Origin of the sequence: Pseudomonas fluorescens, assembly GCF_004683905.1 — a bacterium.
Lineage (GTDB): Bacteria > Pseudomonadota > Gammaproteobacteria > Pseudomonadales > Pseudomonadaceae > Aquipseudomonas > Aquipseudomonas putida_A.
In genome coordinates this window covers 1,892,515-1,914,771 of sequence record NZ_CP038438.1, presented here as the reverse complement: position 1 = coordinate 1,914,771, position 22,257 = coordinate 1,892,515, and the positions used below count along the sequence as shown (strand labels likewise).

General features: G+C 60.0%; 16 protein-coding genes. 10 read left to right on the top strand and 6 right to left on the bottom strand.

All coding sequences use genetic code 11. The features are described 5' to 3' along the window. Window positions 1-37: 37 nt before the first annotated feature. Window positions 38-2,191, top strand: coding sequence for a mechanosensitive ion channel family protein (locus E4T63_RS08730; RefSeq protein ID WP_098967912.1), 2,154 nt, complete (start codon window positions 38-40; stop codon window positions 2,189-2,191). Between the two features lie 66 nt (window positions 2,192-2,257). Continuing rightward, window positions 2,258-3,592 carry an amidohydrolase gene (locus E4T63_RS08725; RefSeq protein ID WP_135295273.1) on the top strand — a complete coding sequence of 445 codons (1,335 nt, stop codon included), beginning with the start codon at window positions 2,258-2,260 and terminating at the stop codon, window positions 3,590-3,592. Between the two features lie 792 nt (window positions 3,593-4,384). Here E4T63_RS08725 and E4T63_RS08720 read toward each other — a convergent pair. Beyond that, window positions 4,385-5,098 carry a UTRA domain-containing protein gene (locus E4T63_RS08720; protein ID WP_007965348.1) on the bottom strand — a complete coding sequence of 238 codons (714 nt, stop codon included), beginning with the start codon at window positions 5,096-5,098 and terminating at the stop codon, window positions 4,385-4,387. A gap of 351 nt (window positions 5,099-5,449) precedes the next feature. Here E4T63_RS08720 and E4T63_RS08715 point away from each other — a divergent pair, with 351 nt between their 5' ends. From E4T63_RS08715 to E4T63_RS08690, 6 genes are all read left to right on the top strand, one after another. Continuing rightward, the gene (locus E4T63_RS08715; RefSeq protein WP_027613356.1) at window positions 5,450-6,517 is read left to right on the top strand and encodes an ABC transporter substrate-binding protein; all 1,068 of its coding nucleotides are present in this window, start codon (window positions 5,450-5,452) and stop codon (window positions 6,515-6,517) included. Window positions 6,518-6,698: 181 nt separating this feature from the next. Continuing rightward, on the top strand, window positions 6,699-7,505 hold the full coding sequence (locus tag E4T63_RS08710; protein ID WP_135295272.1) for an alkaline phosphatase family protein: 807 nt from the start codon (window positions 6,699-6,701) through the stop codon (window positions 7,503-7,505). A 5-nt stretch (window positions 7,506-7,510) separates the two neighbouring features. After that, the gene (locus E4T63_RS08705) at window positions 7,511-8,347 is read left to right on the top strand and encodes an ABC transporter permease (RefSeq protein ID WP_163005303.1); all 837 of its coding nucleotides are present in this window, start codon (window positions 7,511-7,513) and stop codon (window positions 8,345-8,347) included. Further along, complete coding sequence (locus tag E4T63_RS08700) at window positions 8,334-9,134, top strand: ABC transporter permease (RefSeq protein WP_007965346.1); 801 nt, start codon at window positions 8,334-8,336, stop codon at window positions 9,132-9,134. The genes E4T63_RS08705 and E4T63_RS08700 overlap by 14 nt, the downstream gene beginning before the upstream one ends. Next, window positions 9,131-10,120 (top strand): ABC transporter ATP-binding protein, encoded by a 990-nt coding sequence (locus E4T63_RS08695; RefSeq protein WP_135295271.1) that lies wholly within the window; start codon window positions 9,131-9,133, stop codon window positions 10,118-10,120. The genes E4T63_RS08700 and E4T63_RS08695 overlap by 4 nt, the downstream gene beginning before the upstream one ends. A 34-nt stretch (window positions 10,121-10,154) precedes the next feature. After that, a complete protein-coding gene (locus E4T63_RS08690; RefSeq protein ID WP_135295270.1) occupies window positions 10,155-10,808 on the top strand; it encodes an HAD family hydrolase in 654 nt (217 codons plus the stop codon). Window positions 10,809-10,986: 178 nt separating this feature from the next. On the opposite strand, the gene E4T63_RS08685 is transcribed toward E4T63_RS08690, so the two are convergent. Next, window positions 10,987-11,949 carry a zinc-binding dehydrogenase gene (locus E4T63_RS08685; protein WP_135295269.1) on the bottom strand — a complete coding sequence of 321 codons (963 nt, stop codon included), beginning with the start codon at window positions 11,947-11,949 and terminating at the stop codon, window positions 10,987-10,989. A 138-nt stretch (window positions 11,950-12,087) separates the two neighbouring features. Between E4T63_RS08685 and E4T63_RS08680 the strand changes: the two genes are divergently transcribed. Both E4T63_RS08680 and E4T63_RS08675 read left to right on the top strand, forming a co-directional pair. Beyond that, window positions 12,088-14,172: a carboxy terminal-processing peptidase gene (locus E4T63_RS08680; RefSeq protein ID WP_167734107.1), complete on the top strand. Its 2,085-nt coding sequence runs from the start codon at window positions 12,088-12,090 to the stop codon at window positions 14,170-14,172. A 133-nt stretch (window positions 14,173-14,305) separates the two neighbouring features. Then, window positions 14,306-16,096, top strand: a complete 1,791-nt coding sequence (locus tag E4T63_RS08675) for a GGDEF domain-containing protein (protein ID WP_135295268.1) — start codon at window positions 14,306-14,308, stop codon at window positions 16,094-16,096. 87 nt (window positions 16,097-16,183) lie between these two features. On the opposite strand, the gene E4T63_RS08670 is transcribed toward E4T63_RS08675, so the two are convergent. From E4T63_RS08670 to E4T63_RS08655, 4 genes are all read right to left on the bottom strand, one after another. Further along, on the bottom strand, window positions 16,184-16,600 hold the full coding sequence (locus E4T63_RS08670; RefSeq protein WP_135295267.1) for a hypothetical protein: 417 nt from the start codon (window positions 16,598-16,600) through the stop codon (window positions 16,184-16,186). Then, window positions 16,600-16,770 carry a hypothetical protein gene (locus E4T63_RS08665; RefSeq protein ID WP_245223432.1) on the bottom strand — a complete coding sequence of 57 codons (171 nt, stop codon included), beginning with the start codon at window positions 16,768-16,770 and terminating at the stop codon, window positions 16,600-16,602. The genes E4T63_RS08670 and E4T63_RS08665 overlap by 1 nt, the downstream gene beginning before the upstream one ends. A gap of 158 nt (window positions 16,771-16,928) precedes the next feature. After that, window positions 16,929-17,339, bottom strand: coding sequence for a hypothetical protein (locus tag E4T63_RS08660; protein WP_096797032.1), 411 nt, complete (start codon window positions 17,337-17,339; stop codon window positions 16,929-16,931). Window positions 17,340-17,343: 4 nt separating this feature from the next. Then, the gene (locus E4T63_RS08655; RefSeq protein WP_135295266.1) at window positions 17,344-22,101 is read right to left on the bottom strand and encodes an RHS repeat-associated core domain-containing protein; all 4,758 of its coding nucleotides are present in this window, start codon (window positions 22,099-22,101) and stop codon (window positions 17,344-17,346) included. Window positions 22,102-22,257 lie beyond the last annotated feature (156 nt).

The following is a 22,257-nucleotide window of genomic DNA, read 5'->3' as shown; positions in this document are numbered from 1 at the left end:
CTCGCTCAATTCGCCCCTTTGCGAGGTTGACCGCCTAGTGTTCGCTCGTCTGTTTGCTCTGCCCTGCCTGTTCCTTGTCTGCCTGATGACGCTGCTGCCGCTGGCCCCTGCCCAGGCGGTCGGGTTGCCGGGCCTGCTCAACACCACCAAGACGCAACCGGAGGCGCAAGAGCCGCTGGGCCAGTCGCTGGATGAAGTCATCAAGTCGCTGGAAAACGACAAGCAACGCGCGCAATTGCTGAGCGATCTGAAAAAGCTGCGCGACGCCACCAAGAAAGCCCAGGCCTCACCGGAAGAAGGCGTGCTGGGCCTGATCGGCGGCACCCTGGCCAGTTTCGAGAAACAGTTCTCCGGTGACGACAGCCCGCTGACCCGCTGGTCCGACGAGTTCGATCTGGCCAGGGACGAACTCGACAACCTGATGTTGCCGGCCAGCGAATGGCTGCCGATCATCTTCGGCTTCGCGGTGATCCTGATGGTCTGGAGCCTGCTCGCCGCCGCGCTGATCTGGCTCGGTCACCGGGTGCGCATGCGCTTCGGCCTGACCGAAGAACTGCCGCAACACCCCAAGGCCCTCGACATGCTGCGCTTCGCCCTGCGCAAGCTCGGACCGTGGTTGATTGCGTTGGTCATCACCGTTTACATGAGCTACGCGCTGCCGTCGTCATTGGGTAAAAGCCTGGCGATGGTGCTGGCTTATGCGCTGGTGGTCGGCACCTGTTTCTCGGCGATCTGCGTGATCGCCTTCTCGCTGCTCGACGGCCCGCACCGGCACCGGGCGCTGTACATCCTGCGGCATCAGGCCTTCCGTCCGTTGTGGCTGATCGGCAGCTTCGCCGCATTCGGTGAAGCGCTGAGTGACCCGCGCCTGGTCGAAGGCCTCGGCGTGCACCTGGCGCACACCACCGCGACCATCACCAACGTGCTCGCGGCGCTGTTCACCGGGTTGTTCATCCTGCGTTTCCGCCGGCCGATCGCGCACCTGATCCGCAACCAGCCGTTGTCCCGCCGCCTGACCCGCCGCGCCCTCAGCGACACCATCGATATCCTCGGCACCTTCTGGTACGTGCCGGCGCTGGTGCTGGTCGGCATCTCGCTGTTCGCCACCTTCGTCTCCGCCGGCGACACCAGCACCGCCCTGCGTCAGTCGCTGATCTGCACGGTGCTGCTGGTGATGTGCATGGTGATCAACGGCCTCGTGCGCCGTCATTCACTCAAACCGCAACGCGGGCCGAAGCGCCATGCGTTGTACTCGGAGCGCCTGAAAAGCTTCTTCTACACCCTCGCCCACCTGCTGGTGTGGCTGATCTTCATCGAGCTCGGCCTGCGCGTGTGGGGCAAGTCGCTGATCGGCTTTGCCGAGGGCGAAGGGCATGACGTCAGCGTCAAACTGTTCAGCCTGATCGGCACGCTGATTTTCTCCTGGCTGATCTGGATCCTCGCCGACACCGCCGTGCACCACGCCCTCACCCGCTCGCGCAAAGGCCTGGCGAATGCCCGCGCGCAGACGATGATGCCGCTGATCCGCAACGTGCTGTTCGTGGCGATTTTCATCATCGCGCTGATCGTCGCCCTGGCGAACATGGGCATGAACGTCACGCCACTGCTGGCCGGTGCCGGTGTGATCGGTCTGGCCATCGGTTTCGGTGCGCAGTCGCTGGTGGCGGACCTGATCACCGGTCTGTTCATCATCATCGAAGACTCGCTGGCCATTGATGACTACGTCGACGTCGGCGGCCACCTCGGCACCGTCGAAGGCCTGACCATCCGCACCGTGCGCCTGCGTGACATCGACGGCATCGTCCACACCATCCCGTTCAGCGAAATCAAAAGCATCAAGAACTACTCGCGGGAATTCGGCTACGCGATCTTCCGCGTGGCGGTGCCGTACAACATGGAAATCGACGACGCGATCAAACTGATGCGCGAAGTCGGCCAGAAAATGCGTACCGACCCACTGCAACGGCGGAACATCTGGTCGCCGCTGGAGATTCAGGGCGTGGAAAGTTTCGAATCCGGCAGCGCGATCCTGCGCGCGCGGTTCAAGACTGCACCGATCAAACAATGGGAAGTTTCCCGAGCGTTCAACCTGTCGCTCAAACGCCATCTGGACGAAGCCGGACTCGATCTGGCGACGCCACGCATGAGCGTGCAGGTCATCACTGCCGGCGGTGGCCAGCCGAAGGAATAGCACTTCGCGCAGACACTCGGGTCACAGGCAGGGAAGCCAGAAAAACAATAACCATGGAGACACCCGATGCAGCTGACACGTATCGCCCAGACCGTTCTGCTCACTCTGCTGGCCGGCACCGCCAGCGCCGCCACCCTGGACAGCACCCGCGAACAGATCGCCACGCAAGCCAAGGCACTTGAACCGCAACTGCTGGAAACCCGCCGCGACATCCACGCGCATCCGGAACTGGGCAACACCGAGAAACGCACCGCGGAACTGGTCGCCAGACAACTGAAGGCCATGGGCCTGGAAGTCAAAACCAACGTCGCCCGCACCGGCGTGGTTGCCATCCTCAAGGGCGCCCTGCCCGGCCCGACCGTGGCCTTGCGCGCCGACATGGACGCGTTGCCGGTCAAGGAAGTCGCCGACCTGCCTTTCGCCTCGAAAGCCAAAGGCACTTATCTGGACAAAGAAGTCGACGTGATGCACGCCTGCGGCCACGACGCCCACACTGCGATCCTGCTGAACACGGCGAAAATTCTCACTGGCCTGCGCGACACCCTGCCCGGCACCGTGGTGTTCTATTTCCAGCCCGCCGAAGAAGGCCCGAGCGACTTCATCCCCGACGGCAAAAACACCTGGGGCGCGAAAATGATGGTGCAGGAAGGCGTGATGAAATCCCCCAAACCCGACGCCGTCTTCGGCCTCCACGTCTGGGCCGGCGTCCCCGCCGGCCAGATCGCCTACCGCCCCGGCGCCACTCTGGCCAGCTCCGACGACCTGCGCATCAAAATCCTCGGCAAACAGACCCACGCCGGCCGCCCGTGGGACGGCATCGACCCGATCACCGTCGGCGCACAAACCATCGTCGGCCTGCAAACCGTGGTCAGCCGCCGCACTGACATTTCGTCCTACCCGTCGGTGGTCAGCATCGGCACCATCAACGGCGGCACCCGCTACAACATCATTCCCGAGTCCGTGGACATGAGCGGCACCATCCGCTCCTACGACTACGGCATCCGCCAGAAACTCCACGCCGACGTACGCCAGACCATCGAAAAAATCGCCGAAAGCGGCGGCGCGAAAGCCGACGTTACCATCATCGAAAAATACGACCCCACGATCAACAACCCGGCACTGACGGAAAAAATGCTGCCGACGTTGAAGTGGGCAGCCAAGGATGACGTGGTCAATGCGCCGCTGGTGGGCGGCGCGGAAGACTTCTCGTTCTTCGCCAAGGAAGTGCCCGGGTTATTTGTGTTTCTCGGGGTGACGCCACGGGATCAGGACATGAGTAAGGCGGCGCCGAATCACAATCCGGGATTCTTTGTGGATGAGTCGGCGCTGGTGGTTGGGGTGAGGACGATGGCGTCGTTGGCGACGGATTATTTGTATGGGAATGCTCAGCTGGCCAGATAGAGATGGGGTGATTGTGCGGGCGACTTCGCGAGCAAGCCCGCTCCCACAGTGGATTGGGTGTGGGCTGTTGGAGATTGGTCGGCTGTCAGGCCGCCATCGCTGGCAAGCCAGCTCCCACAGTTGGATTGAGTGCAGGCAGTTGGAGATTGGTCGGCTGTCAGGCCGCCATCGCTGGCAAGCCAGCTCCCACAGTGGGATTGGGTGCAGGCAGTTGGAGATTGGTCGGCTGTCAGGCCGCCTTCGCGAGCAAGCTCGCTCCCACAGTGGATTGGGTGTGGGCTGTTGGAGTTGGTCGGCTGGTAGGTCACCACCACTGGCAGGCCAGCTCCCACAGTTGGATTGAGTGCAGGCAGTTGGTGATTGGTCGGCTTTCAGGCCGCCATCGCGAGCAGGCTCACCCCTACAGCAAAGCAAAAGCCGACCGCAGGCTCTTCACCACTCAATGGCCGAGTGTCAGCTCGCCGAAAGCTCTTGATCTTGCCGTGCCGGCCCCATCGGCAGGCTGAGTGGAGGGGGTTATCCGGGGGTGGGAGCGCAGCGACCGTTTGGCGAAGCCAAATGCATCGAGAGGAGGTGCAGCGAAGCAAACCGGAGGCGATGCCCCCGGATGAACCCCGCAACGAAGGAACCCGAGCCTAAGCGAGGGCCGTACGCCGGGGCCAAGCGTTTTGGTTACTTTTGGGCGTCTGCAAAAGTGACTCGCTGTAAGAGCGAAACCGTCAGCGGCAGCACCCGAAGAAACGGATATTCACATAGAACCCAACAGCCTGGTCGGCCCAAAGGCCGCCAAGGTCAAACAACATCTACACCAACGTGAATCGCATCATGCCGCCAAAACTCCAGATCACAATCAATCAACCGCTCATGCTGATCATAATTGACCCGAGCAATCCGTAACCCCGGACTCCCGACAGAAACCCGCAAAGCCGCCGCCGCATCCACCGACAACGACGTCGGCACAATCTCGAACCGCACCCGCCCATAGCGCAAATCGTAATGCCGCGCATACAACTCGGTCATCGACTGATTCAAATCAAATCCCAGAATCCCCGGAAAATACTGCGGATTCAGATAGTGCTCCACATACAAAACCAGCCGCCCGTCAATCCGCCGCGACCGGCAAATCTGAATCACGCTCGACAAAGCAGGCAACTGCAACAACGCACAAACCGCCACCGACGCCGGCTGCAACCGCGCCGAAATCACCTCGGTCGACGGCACCCGCCCCTGCGCACTGACCATCGCGTGAAAGTGACTGCGCTGCATCAGGTTGTACGCCAGACGTGGCGGCGAAACGAACCAGCCACGGCGCTCCTCGCGATAGATCTGCCCCTGCGCCTCCAGTTGCAACAGCGCCTCACGCACCGTAATGCGCGTGGTGCCGAACAACTCACTGAGCTTGCGCTCGGCCGGCAACTTGCTCCCGGGCGCGAGCAGGCCGTGATCAAGCTGCTCCTGCAGCACCTGACCAATCGCTGTCACCGCTTTTGTTGCCTCATCGCGCATCAACGTTACCTATCTGGACTAGACCAGCACTGTTTCGGGGCAAAAACCGTACGGCCTGCAAGCCGTTTCCTGTATTGCAAGCCTAGGCAGTGCAGATGACCGAGAGATGACAAACCCGCCCGACGGTCGCCCTCATGACTTGCAATACATCGGCCAAGTGCCTTGTCCGCTGGGGCTTTGACCTTGGTCTACGCTTACCGGGCAAGCGCCGAAACCGGGCCAATAAAAGGCCTGCCGGGCGACCGCCGACATCAAAGTGTCATCCAGCCCCCTTAAATTGGCTCAGGTATTGCTGACCTAGACCAACACAAACCGCAATCGCAGCGTTGAACACGACCAAGGAGCTTCGGAATGAAACAGCTTTTCCTGGCAACACTGTTAGGCTCGACCATTGCAATGTGCACCTCCGCCATGGCGGCGGGTACCGACCTGAAAACCCTCGAAGCCGCTGCGAAAGCGGAAGGCGCCGTCAACAGCGTCGGCATGCCCGATGACTGGGCCAACTGGAAAGGCACCTGGGAAGACCTGGCCAAGACCTATGGCCTGAAACACATCGACACCGACATGAGCTCGGCCCAGGAAATCGCCAAGTTCGCCGCCGAAAAAGACAACGCCACTGCCGACATCGGCGACGTCGGCGCCGCCTTCGGCCCGATCGCGGTCAAGCAGGGCGTGGTGCAACCGTACAAACCAAGCACCTGGGATCAAGTCCCGGACTGGGCCAAGGACAAGGACGGCAACTGGGCACTGGCCTACACCGGCACCATCGCCTTCATCGTCAACAAGAAGCTGCTGCACGGTTCCGAAGTCCCGACCAAATGGGCTGACCTCAAGGGCGGCAAATACAAGGTTTCCATTGGTGACGTGAGCACCGCCGCGCAAGCCGCCAACGGCGTACTGGCCGCTGCCCTGGCCAACGGTGGCGACGAGAAAAACATCCAGCCGGCTCTGCTGCTGTTTGCAGACATCGCCAAGCAAGGTCGCCTGTCGATGGCCAACCCGACCATCGCCACCATGGAAAAAGGCGAGATCGAAGTCGGCGTGGTCTGGGACTTCAACGGCCTGAGCTACAAGGCCAAGATGGCCAACCCGGATGACTACGTGGTGCTGATCCCGTCGGATGGCTCGGTGATTTCCGGCTACACCACCATCATCAACAAATACGCGAAAAACCCGAACGCCGCCAAGCTGACCCGCGAATACATCTTCAGCGACGCCGGCCAGACCAACCTGGCGCGTGGCAACGCCCGCCCGATCCGTGCCGAGCACCTGCAACTGCCGGAAGACGTGAAGGCCAAGCTGCTGCCGAACGAGCAGTACAAGAAGGTCACGCCGATCAAGGACGCCGACGCCTGGGAAAAAACCTCCAAGGCCCTGCCGCAGAAGTGGAACGAAGAAGTCATCGTAGAGATGAAGTAATCCTGTAAATCCCCACTGCTGGATCCATTGGAGATCCAAATGTGGGAGCGGGCTTGCTCGCGAATGCGGTGGATCAGTCAAGCATCTATTGACTGACACTCCGCCTTCGCGAGCAAGCCCGCTCCCACAGGGGATCCAGGTTGAATCTGAAATTTCCTGTTTTCGCGGAGTTTTTGCCCCTATGAAGCACAACGTCATCCTTGTCGTGCTCGACGGTCTCAATTACGAGGTCGCGCGTCACGCCATGGGGCATCTGCAGGCTTACGTTGGCGCAGGACGCGCCGCGCTCTATCAGTTGGAGTGCGAGTTGCCGGCCCTGTCCCGACCGCTTTACGAATGCATCCTTACCGGCGTGCCGCCGATCGACAGCGGCATCGTCCACAACAACGTTGCGCGCCTGTCCAATCAGCGCAGCATCTATCACTACGCCCGCGACGCCGGCCTGAAAACCGCCGCAGCGGCTTATCACTGGGTCAGCGAGTTGTACAACCGCTCACCGTTCCTAGCGGCCCGCGACCGGCATACCGACGATCCAGCGTTACCGATCCAGCACGGGCATTTCTACTGGAACGATCACTACCCGGATTCGCACCTGTTCGCCGACGCGGAACACCTGCGCCTGCGCCATGCGCCGAACTTCCTGCTGATCCACCCGATGAACATCGACGACGCCGGCCACAAGCACGGCCTCGATTCCGCGCAATACCGCAACAGCGCGCGCTCGGCGGACATCATCCTCGCCGACTACCTGCAAGGCTGGCTCGACGCGGATTATCAGGTGCTGGTGACTGCCGATCACGGCATGAACAACGACCGCTCGCACAACGGCCTGCTGCCGGAAGAACGTCAGGTGCCGCTGTTCGTCCTCGGCAACGCCTTCAGCCTCAACGCTGACGCCGCGCCGAAGCAGACCGAGATCTGCGGCACCGTCTGCGAACTGCTCGGCGTCCCTCACGACAAACCTGTGTGCCGGGAGCTGCTCAAGTGAATGCCATGACTCGCGGCAAATGGCTGGCGGCCCTGTGTCTGGTGCCGTTCGCGCTGTTCTTTATCGTGTTCGAAATCGCCCCGCTGGTCTGGGTGATGATCAACAGCCTGCAATCGGAAGAGTTCGGCTGGGGCTTCGCCAATTTCAGCAAGATCTTCAGTTCGAAGTTCTATCTGCAGGCGATTCAGTACAGCCTGGAGATCAGTTTCTGGTCGAGCGTATTCGGCATCATCATCGCCGTGCTCGGTGCGTATTCGTTGCGCCGGGTCGACTCGAAACTGCGCAACTTCGTGAATGCCTTCGCCAACATGACCAGCAACTTCGCGGGGGTGCCGCTGGCGTTCGCGTTCATCATCCTGCTCGGTTTCAACGGCAGCATCACGATCATGCTCAAGCAGGCCGGGATCATTCAGGACTTCAACCTGTACTCGAAAACCGGTCTGATCATCCTCTACACCTACTTCCAGATTCCCCTCGGCGTGCTGCTGCTGTACCCGGCGTTCGACGCCTTGCGTGAAGACTGGCGCGAATCCGCCGCGCTGCTCGGCGCCAACGGCTGGCAGTTCTGGCGCCACATCGGTCTGCCGGTGCTGACCCCGGCACTGCTCGGCACTTTCGTGATCCTGCTGGCCAACGCCCTCGGCGCCTACGCCACGGTGTACGCCTTGACCACCGGCAACTTCAACGTGCTGCCGATCCGCATCGCGGCAATGGTTTCCGGGGATATTTCCCTCGATCCGAATCTCGCCAGTGCCCTGGCCGTGGTGCTGGTGGCGTTGATGACCATCGTCACCGTCGTGCATCAACTGCTGTTGAAGAGGAGCTACCATGTCTCGCGCTGAATCCGGCCCGGCCGGCGTCTACCACCGCGTCGTGGTTTATCTGCTGTTCGCGATTCTGCTGCTGCCGCTGGTGGGCACGCTGATCTACTCGATTGCCAGCAGTTGGTCGGCGACCATCCTGCCCAGCGGTTTCACCTTCAAGTGGTACCTCCAGTTGTGGAGCGACCCGCGCTTCCTGCATGCCTTCGGCCAGTCGCTGCTGGTGTGCGTCGGCGCGCTGGTGCTGTCGGTGGTGCTGATCCTGCCGCTGCTGTTCGTGGTGCATTACCACTTCCCGAAACTCGATGCGCTGATGAACATCCTGATCCTGCTGCCCTTCGCGGTGCCGCCGGTGGTGTCGTCGGTGGGTCTGTTGCAACTGTACGGTTCCGGGCCGCTGGCGATGGTAGGCACACCGTGGATTCTGATCGGTTGCTACTTCACCGTGGCGCTGCCGTTCATGTACCGGGCGATCACCAACAACCTGCAGGCGATCAACCTGCGCGACCTGATGGACGCCGCGCAACTGCTCGGCGCCAGCACCTTTCAGGCGGCATTTCTGGTGGTGCTGCCGAACCTGCGCAAAGGCCTGATGGTCGCGTTGCTGCTGTCGTTCTCGTTCCTGTTCGGTGAGTTCGTGTTCGCCAACATCCTCGTCGGCACGCGTTACGAAACCCTGCAGGTGTATCTGAACAACATGCGCAACAGCAGCGGCCACTTCACCAGTGCGCTGGTGATCTCGTACTTCTTTTTCGTGCTGGTCCTGACCTGGATCGCCAACATCTTGAACAAGGACAAAAGCGAATGAGCTATGTCAGCGTCCAACACCTGCAGAAAAACTACGCGGGCACGACCGTGTTCAGCGACATCAACTGCGAGATCAACAAGGGTGAATTCGTCACCCTCCTCGGCCCATCGGGTTGCGGCAAGTCCACCCTGCTGCGCTGCATTGCCGGCCTGACGCCGGTGGATGGCGGCAAGATCCTGCTTGATGGCGTCGACATCGTGCCGCTGAGCCCGCAGAAACGCGGGATCGGCATGGTGTTCCAGAGCTACGCGCTGTTCCCCAACATGACCGTCGAACAAAACGTTGCCTTCGGCCTGCGCATGCAGAAGGTCAATGCCAACGACAGCCACAAGCGTGTCGCCGAGGTGCTGAAACTGGTTGAGCTCAACGACTTCGCCAGCCGTTATCCGCATCAGCTCTCCGGCGGCCAGTGTCAACGCGTTGCCCTCGCCCGCTCGCTGGTGACCCGTCCACGCCTGTTACTGCTGGATGAACCACTGTCGGCGCTGGATGCGCGTATCCGCAAACACCTGCGTGAACAGATCCGGCAGATCCAGCGCGAACTCGGCCTGACCACGATTTTCGTCACCCACGACCAGGAAGAAGCATTGACCATGTCTGACCGGATTTTCCTGATGAACCAAGGGAAAATCGTGCAGAGCGGCGATGCCGAAACCCTCTACACCGCGCCGGTCGATATCTTCGCCGCCGGCTTCATCGGCAACTACAACCTGCTCGACGCCGAGAGCGCCTCGAAACTGCTGCAACGGCCGATCAACCACCGCATCGCGATTCGCCCGGAAGCCATCGAGCTGAGCCTCAATGGCGAACTCGATGCACAGATCCGCAGCCACAGCCTGCTCGGTAACGTGATCCGCTATCGAGTCGAGGCGCGTGGCGTGGAACTGGTGGTGGACGTGCTCAACCGCTCGGCGGCGGATCTGCATCCCGACGGTCAGCGTCTGGCGCTTTCCATCGATCCGACGGCCCTGTGTGAGGTAGCCTGATGACTTTGCTGACGTTGAAGAGAGAACTGCACTGATGGCCCTGGCAATTTTTGATCTGGACGAAACCCTGATCCACGGCGACTGCGCCACCCTCTGGAGCGAGCAGATGGGGCGCCTGGGCTGGGTCGATCCCGAGTCGTTCATGCGCAAGAACAACGAGCTGATGGACGCCTACAGCCATGGCAAATTGCGCATGGAAGAGTACATGGAATTCAGCCTCGAACCGATGATCGGGCGCACCCCGGAAGAGGTCGAACACCTGGTCGGCCCATGGGTGGAAGACTTCATCGAACCGATCATCTTCAGCGACGCGACCAAAACCATCGCCGCCCACCGCAAGGCCGGCGACCGGATTCTGGTGATCTCGGCTTCCGGCACGCACCTGGTCAAACCGATCGCCGAGCGCCTGGGCATCGACGAAATTCTCGGCATCGAACTGGACGTTGCGCACGGCGTTTACACTGGCCAGACCGTCGGCACGCTGACCTACCGCGAAGGCAAGATCACCCGCCTGCTGGAATGGCTGGATGCCGAGGAAGAGAATCTGGAAGGCGCGAGTTTCTACTCCGACTCACGCAACGATTTGCCATTACTGCTGAAGGTGGACTTCCCGCATGTGGTGAATCCGGATCCGATCCTGCTGGAGCACGCCGAAAAAGCCGGCTGGCCGATCCATCTCTGGAAATAATCAAAGATCCAAATATGGACGCTTAACTGTGGCAAGGGAGCTTGCCGAAAAATCCGGCTAAACATAGATCCAAATGTGGGAGCGGGCTTGCTCGCGAAGGCGGAGTGTCAGTCGATAAATTCTTGTCTGATTCACCGCCTTCGCGAGCAAGCCCGCTCCCACAGGTTTTTCGGTGTTTTCAGGTCAGGCTTTCGTCGACCACCAGCACCAGTTTGCCGGCAACTTTGTTGCTCGCCAGCTCGGCAAACGCCGCTTCGGCGTCTTTCACCGGGAAGGCTTTTGCCAGTTGCGGACTCAACCGCCCTTCGGCAAACAGCGGCCACACATGCTGGCTCAAATCGCTGAACAGGTCGGCCTTGAACTGATCGTCGCGACTGCGCAACGTCGAACCGAGCAACTGCACGCGCTTGGCCAGTATCTGTGCCAGGTCCAGTTTCGCCTCACGTCCGCCCATCAGGCCGATCAGTACCCAGCGTCCGTCCAGCGCCGTCAGCTTGAGGTTCAGTGCCGCATAGTTGCCGCCGACCGGATCAAGGATCACGTCAAACGGCCCGAAGTCGCGCAGGCTTTCCAGATCATCGGTGCGCACCACGCCGCCCTGGGCTCCCAGCGCCTCACAGTAGGCCAATCGCTCAGCCGACCCGACGCTGACCCAACAGGGATTGCCGAACGCCTTGCATAGCTGAATGGCGGCTGAACCAATTCCACTGGCCCCGGCGTGCAGGAGAACCTTCTCGCCGGGTTTCAGCGCCGCCAGTTGAAACACGTTGAGCCAGACCGTTGCATAAACCTCGGGTAATGCCGCGGCCTCGATCAACGAAACGCCCTCGGGCACCGGCAGCACGTGCCGTCCGTCGACCACCACCTCCTCGGCCATTCCGCCCCCGGCCAGCAAGGCGCAGACCCGGTCGCCGACCTGCCAGGACGAGCCGGCGCCGACTTCGCTGATCACCCCGGAACACTCCAGACCGAGCACCTGACTGGCGCCCGGCGGCGGTGGATAAAGCCCGGCTTTCTGTAATAAATCGGCGCGATTGAGGCCCGCAGCCGCCACGCGAATGCGCACTTGTCCTACATCACATGCCGGACTCGGCTCTTCAAGCCATGCCACTTGACCTTCAACGCCTTGCAATGCCTTCACAGTGCCTCCATAGTGAGTCTGGACTGAGCCCGAAGCTGTAGCGCCGGGCTTTTTGCATTATGCGACCGGCTCTCGTAGAACCGGCGACTTCAAAGACGGCCTAATATGCGTTATCAATTGTCCCCGCGTCGAATCAGCATGAAGCATTTGCTCCCCAGCACCGCCCTCGCTCTTTTCATCGGTATCGGCTTGTTGCCGGTGTCGGGCACTACATTCGCAGCCAACAGCTGGGACAAGTTGCAGCCGGATCGCGACGAAGTGATCGCCAGCCTCAACGTCGTCGAGTTGCTCAAGCGTCACCACTACAGCAAGCCGCCGCTCGACGATGCGCGCTCGGTGATCATCTACGACAGCTACATCAAGCTGCTGGACCCGTCGCGCAGCTACTTCATGGCCAGCGACATCGCCGAATTCGACAAGTGGAAGACCCAGTTCGACGACTTCCTCAAAAGCGGCGACCTCAACGCCGGGTTCACCATCTACAAGCGCTATCTGGACCGCGTCAAGGCGCGCCTGGACTTCGCCATTGCGGAGCTGAACAAGGGCGTCGACAAGATGGACTTCACCACCAAGGAAACCTTGCTGATCGATCGCAAGGACGCCCCTTGGCTCAAATCCACCGCTGAACTCGACGACCTGTGGCGCAAACGCGTCAAGGACGAAGTGCTGCGGCAGAAGATCGCCGGCAAGGATTCCAAGCAGATCCAGGAAACCCTGACCAAGCGCTACAAGAACCAGTTGGCGCGTCTTGACCAGACTCGCGCGGAAGACATCTTCCAGGCGTACATCAACACCTTCGCCATGTCCTACGACCCGCACACCAACTATCTGTCGCCGGATAACGCGGAGAACTTCGACATCAACATGAGCCTGTCCCTCGAGGGCATCGGCGCCGTGTTGCAGAGCGACAACGATCAAGTGAAAGTCGTGCGCCTGGTGCCGGCAGGCCCGGCCGACAAGACCAAGCAGGTTGCACCGGCCGACAAGATCATCGGCGTTGCCCAGGGCAACAAAGAGATGGTTGACGTGGTGGGCTGGCGCCTGGACGAAGTGGTCAAGCTGATCCGCGGCCCGAAAGGCACCGTGGTGCGCCTGGAAGTGATTCCGGCGAGCAATGCGCCGAACGACCAGACCAGCAAGATCGTGCCGATCACTCGCGAAGCGGTGAAGCTTGAAGACCAGGCGGTGAAAAAATCCGTGCTGAACCTGAAACAGGACGGCAAGGACTACAAGCTCGGCATCATCGAGATCCCGGCCTTCTACCTCGACTTCAAGGCGTTCCGTGCCGGTGATCCGGACTACAAGAGCACCACCCGTGACGTCAAGAAACTGCTGACCGAACTGCAGAAAGAGAAAGTCGACGGCGTGGTCATCGACCTGCGCAACAACGGCGGCGGTTCTCTGCAGGAAGCCACCGAGCTGACCAGCCTGTTCATCGACAAGGGCCCGACCGTACTCGTGCGTAACGCCGATGGCCGCGTCGATGTACTGGAAGATGAAAACCCGGGCGCGTTCTACAAAGGCCCGATGGCTCTGCTGGTCAACCGCCTGTCCGCCTCGGCTTCGGAGATTTTCGCCGGCGCCATGCAGGACTACCATCGCGCATTGATCATCGGTGGCCAGACCTTCGGCAAAGGCACCGTGCAGACCATTCAGCCGCTGAACCATGGCGAACTGAAACTGACCCTGGCCAAGTTCTACCGGGTTTCCGGGCAGAGCACCCAGCATCAGGGCGTACTGCCGGACATCGACTACCCGTCGATCATCGACACCAAGGAAATCGGCGAAAGCGCCCTGCCGGAAGCCATGCCGTGGGACACCATCAAGGCAGCGATCAAGCCGGCCTCCGATCCGTTCAAGCCGTACCTGGCGCAGCTCAAGTCCGAGCATGACGCACGCAGCGCCAAAGACGCCGAGTTCGTGTTCATCCGTGACAAGCTGGCCCTGGCGCAGAAGCTGATGGAAGAAAAAACCGTCAGCCTCAACGAAGCCGACCGCCGTGCCCAGCATGCGGACATCGATGCCAAGCAACTGGCCATGGAAAACATCCGTCGCAAAGCCAAAGGCGAAGAACCGCTCAAAGAGCTGAAGAAAGAAGATGAAGACGCGCTGGCTGCGGCTGAGCCGGACAAGGTCAAACCAGAAGACGACGCCTACCTGAGCGAAACCGGGCGCGTGCTGCTGGATTACCTGAAGCTGAGCAATCAGGTGGCCAAGAAGTAAGATGATGGCAATTTAGTGGTGACGCTCCCCGGAGCGTCATCAAACAGTCATCATTCTGTCGTGAAATAAAGGACTGGGAGCGCCTCTTCAAGCAAGAGCGCTCCCAGTCCTTTTTTTATCGCCAGAGATTGCCATGACCACGACCGAACAGCTGAGTGCCTTGAGCTCGATCCTGACTCAAAGCGGTTTGCACAGCCTGTTCCAGCCGATCATCTGTCTCTCCGAGCGTCGCATTCTCGGCTACGAAGCCCTCACCCGCGGCCCGTCCAACAGCCCTCTGCATTCGCCTATCGCGCTGTTCGCGGTGGCGCGTCAAGCCGGCCGCTTGAGCGAACTGGAGATTGCCTGCCGCCAGTCTGCCTGCCGTCGTTTCAACGAGCAGCAACTGCCGGGCAAGCTGTTCCTCAACGTCTCGCCGGAATCCCTGCTCGAAGCCGCGTACCAACCGGGGCGGACCTTGCAACTGCTGCAAGACTTCGGCATCCCACCGAGTCAAGTGGTGATCGAACTCACCGAACAGACGCCGATCGACGATTTCCAGTTGCTGCAAACCGCCCTGCATCATTATCGGGCGATGGGCTTTTCGATTGCACTGGATGACTTGGGTGCCGGCTATTCGAGCTTGCGTCTATGGTCGGAGTTGCGCCCGGATTACGTGAAGATCGACCGCCACTTCATCGACGGCATCCATCAGGATGCGTTGAAACGCGAGTTCGTCGGCTCGATCCTGCAAATCGCCAAGGCTTCGCGGGCGCAGGTGATTGCCGAGGGCATAGAGTTGCCGGAAGAGTTGGCGGTGCTGACCGAGATGGGCGTCGATCTGGTGCAGGGTTACCTGCTCGGTCGTCCGCAGGAGCATCCACCCCGCGATGCCCGGGCCCTGATGCCGAAACACGACAGCAGCACCGTGGCGTTGAACGACGAAGGCAGCGACCTCAGCGCCCTGCTCAACGAGCAACCGGCGGTGCATCGTGACACACCGACCGCCACGGTGCTGGAAGCCTTCCGCCGCCAGGCCAATCTGAACTCACTGGCGGTGCTCGACGAACAGGGCCAGCCGTGCGGCATCGTCCATCGCCATTCGTTGTCCGACGCCTTGCTCAAGCCGTTTGCCACCGACCTGTTCGCCCGCAAGCCAATCAGCCGCCTGATGAACGACGACTTCCTCGCTGTGGAAATGAGCCAGTCGCTGCAACAGGTCAGCCGCCTGATCACCAGCCGCGCCCGGCAGCGCATCGAAGAAGATTTCATCATCACCCTCAACGGCAGTTATCTCGGCCTCGGTCGGGTGATCGATCTACTCAAACTGATCACCGAACTGAAAATCCAGCAAGCCCGCTACGCCAACCCGCTGACCCTGCTACCCGGCAACGTGCCGATCCAGCAATGCCTGACCCGCCTGCTGCAACAGGGCCGCGAATCGATCATCTGCTACGTCGACATCGACAGCTTCAAACCCTTCAACGACATCTACGGCTACGGCCGTGGCGACGAAGTCCTGCTGTGCCTGGCGCAATGTCTGAACGAACGCGTCGACCCGTCCCGCGACTTCGTCGGCCACATCGGCGGCGACGACTTCCTGCTGGTACTCGGCCCGGAAGACTGGCGCAAACGCCTCAACCAACTGCTCGACGACTTCCAGAGCCAATGCCGACGCTTCTATCGCCCTGAGCATCTTGAAGCCGGCTGCTTCATCGCGCCGAATCGCCAGGGTGTGCGGCAGGAGTTTCCGCTGCTCTCGTTATCGATCGGCGTAGTCCACCTGCAACCCGAGGCCTGCGCAGAACTGGATGCCAGCCAACTCGCGGAAATGGCTTCGCAGGCGAAGCATCATGCGAAGAATGTTCCGGGGTATAGCGTGCATGTGATTGATAGCCTCACTGCTGCCGACCTTCACCTGCCGCAACTGATTGGCCAACGCTGACTCTCCAGGCGACACAGATCCCTGTGGGAGCGGGCTTGCTCGCGAAGGCGTCAGTAGCATCACTCAAGATTCCGCTTCTAATGCCGGCTACCACGTGGAGCAGTCTTCCTGACTGGCGAGATACAACTCATCAATCCAAACTTCGGAGAGAATAGAGTACACATGCTCAAAAAAACTCGTGGGATCTTTTATTTCATTCCAGCCAAGTGGAAGCAATGAATGAGAAAAAGGATCATGTTTAAAAACCTCAGAGAGCTTACTCGTTTCGCCATCCAGAGCCTCACGCAATACAAAAAACAAGACAAACTTGTGCCGATGAGTCAAACCCGAAAATCTTTTCACAATAAATTTATAAATTAATTTCGCTCTATCTGAAGGACACTCAGGATCGTACTCTGCCAACTCTGCGCCCAGCGTCTCTTCGCGATCGTATATATCAAACCCACCAAGAAAATGCTTTAACTTAGGACTGTATGGAACATCAAGATAGGGATGCATCAACATCAAACGTGCTCCACCGGATATAGAGCGAAAGGTTGCAATGTTTCAAAGTCAAACTTCATTTCAAACCCATTCATTTTTTGAATGTAGCGGGGTTCTGATGGATCTGATGGGTTAGGTTCGTACCCTTCCCCCACATTTTCGGCAGCCATTCTCACAACCAAATTACCCATGCTGTCTTCTCCCGTGAATCGCGACATCTTCCGTGCCTCTCTTGTCATCGCTTCATTTAAAGCATTCAACTGCGCTCGATGGGTTAAAAACCGCGAACTATAAACACCTCTGAACATCTTCTATTACCACTCCAAACCAGCATCATCAGCTAACGCATTTACCAAGTAGCTTGATCTTCCAAACCAGCCTTCTTCAACTCGGCACCCCATTCAACCATAGCTATCCGATATATATCTTCAAAAAAAACCCTTGAATCGACCATTTCATCCCAACCATCCGGAAATGAACAATAAGCCTCAGGATCATACTGGAATAAGGATCTAAAATCGTACCTCTCGTCTTGCAACGCAAACTTGAGACACTCCACAAGCAAAAATTTTTGACGATACGACCTATTCATAGGTATGCAATACTTTAAAATAAGTTCCTCCCTATCTACGACTGTGTTCGGATTATATCTTTCAAGCTCCACCCCCAAGGTTTCTTCGCGATCATACACATCAAAACAACACAAAAAATATGCTGGGGTCGGTAGATAAGGCTTCGACGTTTCAGGATCAATGTACATAAAATCACTCCGTTGGATAAAGAGTAAATGGTAGGTTTGTTATGGGGTCGAACTTCATTTCGAACCCTCCCATATTGGTAACTAATCGAGGGTTTTCTTTATCCCTTCTATTTGGCTTATAACCTTCCCCAGCGTTAGGAAGCCTCATTTTTACAACGTTAGCTCCCTGACTATCCTGTCCGGTGAAACGAGGGAGTCCGCGTTCAACCCTGGTGGTCGCGAGAACATAGGCTTCAAGCATTATTTCCCAACTGTAAAATCTGGAGCTCGGATTACCTACACCAGCATTTCGACCTCTTCTTGGTTGACCCGTAATCGGGTCCGTCCCATCAATAGCCCTTTTTTTAAATTTTTCATTTGGCAGCTCAGGGCCATGCTTACCAACCATGTGCATCCCCTGACTGTCATTTAACCTCTCAACCTCTTTCTTCGCGGCCTCTCTTGCGCTTAATTTCGGCTTCGGAAGTTCAGGCTCTTCTTCATCAACCTTAGCTCCATCACTCGCACCAGGTACCGTACAGCCCGGCCTATTCGGCGGCGGGCAGTTAGAGTTCAACCCCAACGGATCCACCCACCCCGTCGGATTCGGCGTGTACTGGTATTGGTTGAGTCCTCCAGCCAACTTCACCGGATCCGGCGTCAGATACCGCCCCAACCTCGGGTCGTAATACCGATGCCGGTTGTAATGCAGCCCACTTTCCGCGTCGAAATACTGCCCCTGAAAACGCAGCGGCTGGTCCAGGTAGTCCTCGCCCGCGAGGGTGATCGCCGACACCTTGCCGTAGGCGTCGTATTGCGCTGACCAGACGATTTCGCCGCTGTAGTCGGTCAGTTCCTGCGGCGTGCCGAGGTGGTCGAGTTGGTAGTAGAACGGGCAGGCCTTTTTCGGACCTTTGCCGTCGAGCAGCGCCAGGGGGCGGAAGGTGCCGGGTTCGTAGACGTAGCTGCGGTGGTGGGTTTTGCTGCTTTCGGCGACGAGGTGGTCGCCTTGCCAGAAGAACTCGGTGGTCTGGCCGTCGACGGTTTTGCGGATGCGCCGGCCGAAGGCGTCGTACTGGTAGGACGCGGTTTGGCCGTCGGGGCGGGTCAGGCCGATCAGGCGGTGCTGGCAGTCGTAGCGGTATTCGGTGACGAGTTGCTGGTCGCGGCCACGACGTTCGCGGATCAGGTTGCCGAAGGCGTCGTAGTCGTAGTGCCGGTCGCCCTGCATCAGCAGGCGGTTGCCCTTGATCCGCGTGGGGCCGGGACGATCCTGCATCAGCAGGTTGCCGGCCGGGTCGTGGGCGAAGGATTCCGGTAGTTCGTCGCGCGAGTGACGGACGCGGATCAAACGGTCTAGGGCGTCATAGCCATAGGTGCGCTGGCCGTGGCGGCTGTCGGCAATGTGCTCGAGGTTGCCGTTGGCGCTGTAGGCATAATCCCGGCGATACAGCGAGTCGTGCTGATGGCCTACAGAATGGGCCAGCAAACGTCCCTGATCGTCGTAGGCATAATCGCTGAGCAGCAGGCCTTGTTGGCGTTGTTGTTCGCGACCCGATTGATAGACGTGGCTGCTCAGCCGCGTGCCATTGAGGTCGATGGCGGTCAGCGCGCCGCCCTTGGCGTAGTGGTAATCGAGCTTGCTGTTGTCCGGCAGACGCTGGCGCTTGAGCTGGCCGCAGGCGTCGTAGGTGTATCGCAGGGTGCCCCAGCCCTGATGCTCGGTGATCAGCCGGTCCTGCCGGTCGTATTCAAAGGCCAGTGGATGTTTCTGGCCGTCATCGACCCCGGTCAAACGGCCCAGGCGGTCGTAGGTGTAAGCCACCTCAACCCCGTCGGGCAGGGTTTTCAGCAGCAGACGCCCGGCCGCATCACGCACGTAAGTGGTGACCAGCGTCGAGCCGTCATCGCCGAACTCGGTCTTTTCCAGCAGGTGCCCGTTGCGGTCGTAGGCGTAAGCGGTGCGCCGGCCGTCGAAGCCGGTTTCCTGTCGGATCAATCCGCTCGGCGTGTAGTCCAGCCGGTACTTTTCCCCGGACTCGTTCTCGATTTCCGTCAGCAGCAGTTGCGCATGGTCGTAGCGGTACTGCACCCGCGTGCCGTCGGGGTTGATCTTGCGCGAGACGAGGTGCAGGTCGTCGTCATACTCGTAGCGGGTGATGCGCCCGAGTTCGTCGCGCTCGGCAGTGACTTGGCCGTAGGCGCCATAGCTGTAGGCACGGGTAGCGCCCGTAGGAAAGGTCGTTTGAACCAGTCGGCCAACCGCATCCCACTGCTGACGGGTGATCGCGCCGTGTTCGTCGCAAGTGGTCGTCCGTCGCCCCAGCGCGTCGTAGGAAAAGCGCCGCACACCACCGTCAGGCAGGGTTTCCTCGATCAGTTGCCCGAGGTCGTTCCACGACAACTTGTGCCGGCTGGTGTCCGGATAGCGGATCGACAGCAACTGCCCGCGCGTGTCGTAGTAGTAATGGGTGACCTGGCCGTCAGGATCGACCGCCTCGGTGACATCGCCCTCGGCGTTGCGCCGAAACGTCCACACCGCCTCGCCGCGAGAACGGCTGTGCAGGAAACCGTTGCGGTACTCGTAGGACGTTGGCTCATCGTCCGGCGGAAGCAGCGCGATCAGCCGTCCGACGTCGTCGTAACGGTATTCGGTGACCGCGCCCAGCGGATCCTGCTCGGCGATCAGCCGGCCCTGATCGTCATAAGCCTTGAGGTGCTCACCGCCATCGGCCGCGACCTTGCGCACCAGCCGTGCGCTGTCATCGTGGACGTAGGTTTCTTCGCTGCCATCGACGTAGTGCACCGCGACGCTGCCGTCATCGGCCCAGACGTAACGGGTGTCCATCTGCGCGAACGACGCCCAGTGCCGCACGCAGCGCGCCGCCTTGCCCGAGCGCTCCCACTCCCAGAAAAAGCTCGCGCCGCCGGTCAGTTGCCGCTGCAGGATGACGTGCTGATCGTCGTAGTCGTAACGCTCGCTGTCACCGACCGCATTGGTCGCGGCCAACAACCGCTGACGCGCGTCGTAGCAATAACTGACCAGCGTTTGCTCGGTGCGCCAGCCATCAGCCTCAAGCACCTGGTAATCAACCGCGACCAGATGCGCCCGGTCATAGCGCAACAGCAGCGAGCGACCCGCGCCATTGTCCAGGCGGACAATCCGCTGCTGATGATCGCGAGAAACGATCAGACGATTGCCATACGCATCACTGACCGCCACCAGCCGCCCGGCACGAAAGTGATAAAACCGCGCTGTATCCCCGGCCAGCGCGAGGATCAGTTCCTCTGGCTCATCGCCGAGAAAAATCGCCGCCCGCGACAGGCTGTTGTGAATCGCCGGGCGCTCAACGCTGGGCAACGGAAACCGCGTGCGGCGGTTCTCGTGATCGACCCAGACCACCGCCTCGCCATCAAACTCCAGCCGATGCGCCAGCGAATGACTCCAGCCAAACCCCAGCCCGACATCGATCTCCACCGCGCTGGTGCGGTACAACCGGGTGAACTCGAACGGCAACACCCCATCGAGCGTGCCATCGGTCAGGGTCAGCAGTTCTTCGCCGGTAACCATCGACACCGGACAGCCGTTGGTGCAGGTCAGCGGTGCGCAATCGGCGCTGTCGCCGTTGGGGTTTTTCGCTTGATCGGGAGCGTTATCGTGGTGCTCGTTTTTCTTCAGGGCGGCATTGCGCTTCGCATCCCAGCGCAATTGCATGCGGCCCTTTTTCACCCCGGCGGCGATACCCCGCGCGGCGACAGTTTTGTACTGGTCGACGTAATGGATGAACGTGTTGACGATGCCGAACATTGCCTTGACCAGGCGTTTCACAACCGAGAGCAACTGGGCGGCGCGATCCGCCAGGCGTAGCGTGAGATAAGCGATCCCGGCGCCAGCCCCGACGAATGTCAACACAACGCCGATCAGCACATCGATCAGCACCTGCACGATCATCATCGACGCCGTTTCAGCGGTTTTGCCGGCGATCTGGCTGGGCGGCAGCATCTCCAGCCAGAGACTCGCACTGCGCAGCAGCAAACACAGCGCTGCCTCATCACTGACCAGCAACCGCAGCTTTTGCATGACATCCGGAGCTGATTCTGCGAGATGAATCAGATCAGCCGCGCCGCTTCCCAGCCGCTCGGCAAATGCGCCTGGATCCTTGAGAATCTCCGACAGCATGCCGATGCTGTCCCATACCCCCTCGATCGCCGCCCAGCTCCCGGCGAGCATGCCGTTGCCCGCCGCCGTCGCCACCGACTGCGACCACTGCGGTTTGAACCCCTGCCACTCGCTGCGCAACCAGCCATCCAGCTCGCCGGTCAAGCCGTCGTAGGACTGGAACAGCGCCTTGATCTGCTCCGGGGTAACGTCGCTGTGCACCTGCACGCGATAGAACTTGCCTGGCGTACCGGTGAATGTTCCCCGGCCTTGCGCATCAAGTGCGACGGGGGAGGTTTGGCCATCATCCACCGCGACCACATCCACCACGATGTCGCCCAGCGGAATGTCGTACACCGACTCGAATTTGCTCTCGATCGCCAGCACCCCGCTTTTCGGGCACTGCACGACGCCGGTGGCAAACTCACTGTCGCCCGTGCTGACGGCGGTAACGCGATCACCGAAGCGGATGATCCGCTCCATGCCCATCAGCGACGGCAGGTCCGCCGCGTGGCTGACCTGGTCGGCCGCTTTGCTGAACCAATGCTCAAGCTGCTGGCGATAGAGGCTGAGGGTGTCGGGGAAACTGTCGAGTTCCTGCTCGATACGGCTGACGGCTTCCATCAGCGCACGCGACGATGCGGGGTGGAATGAAAAACCGGGTCAAACATGAGCGTTCCCTCGCGCAAAAATTAGGCGCGGGGACTTTGCGGGGGATCAAGCAGGAAAGAAGTCAGGCGAGTAGGTGTTTGCTGTAGGACTAATCCGCAAAAGGCTGAT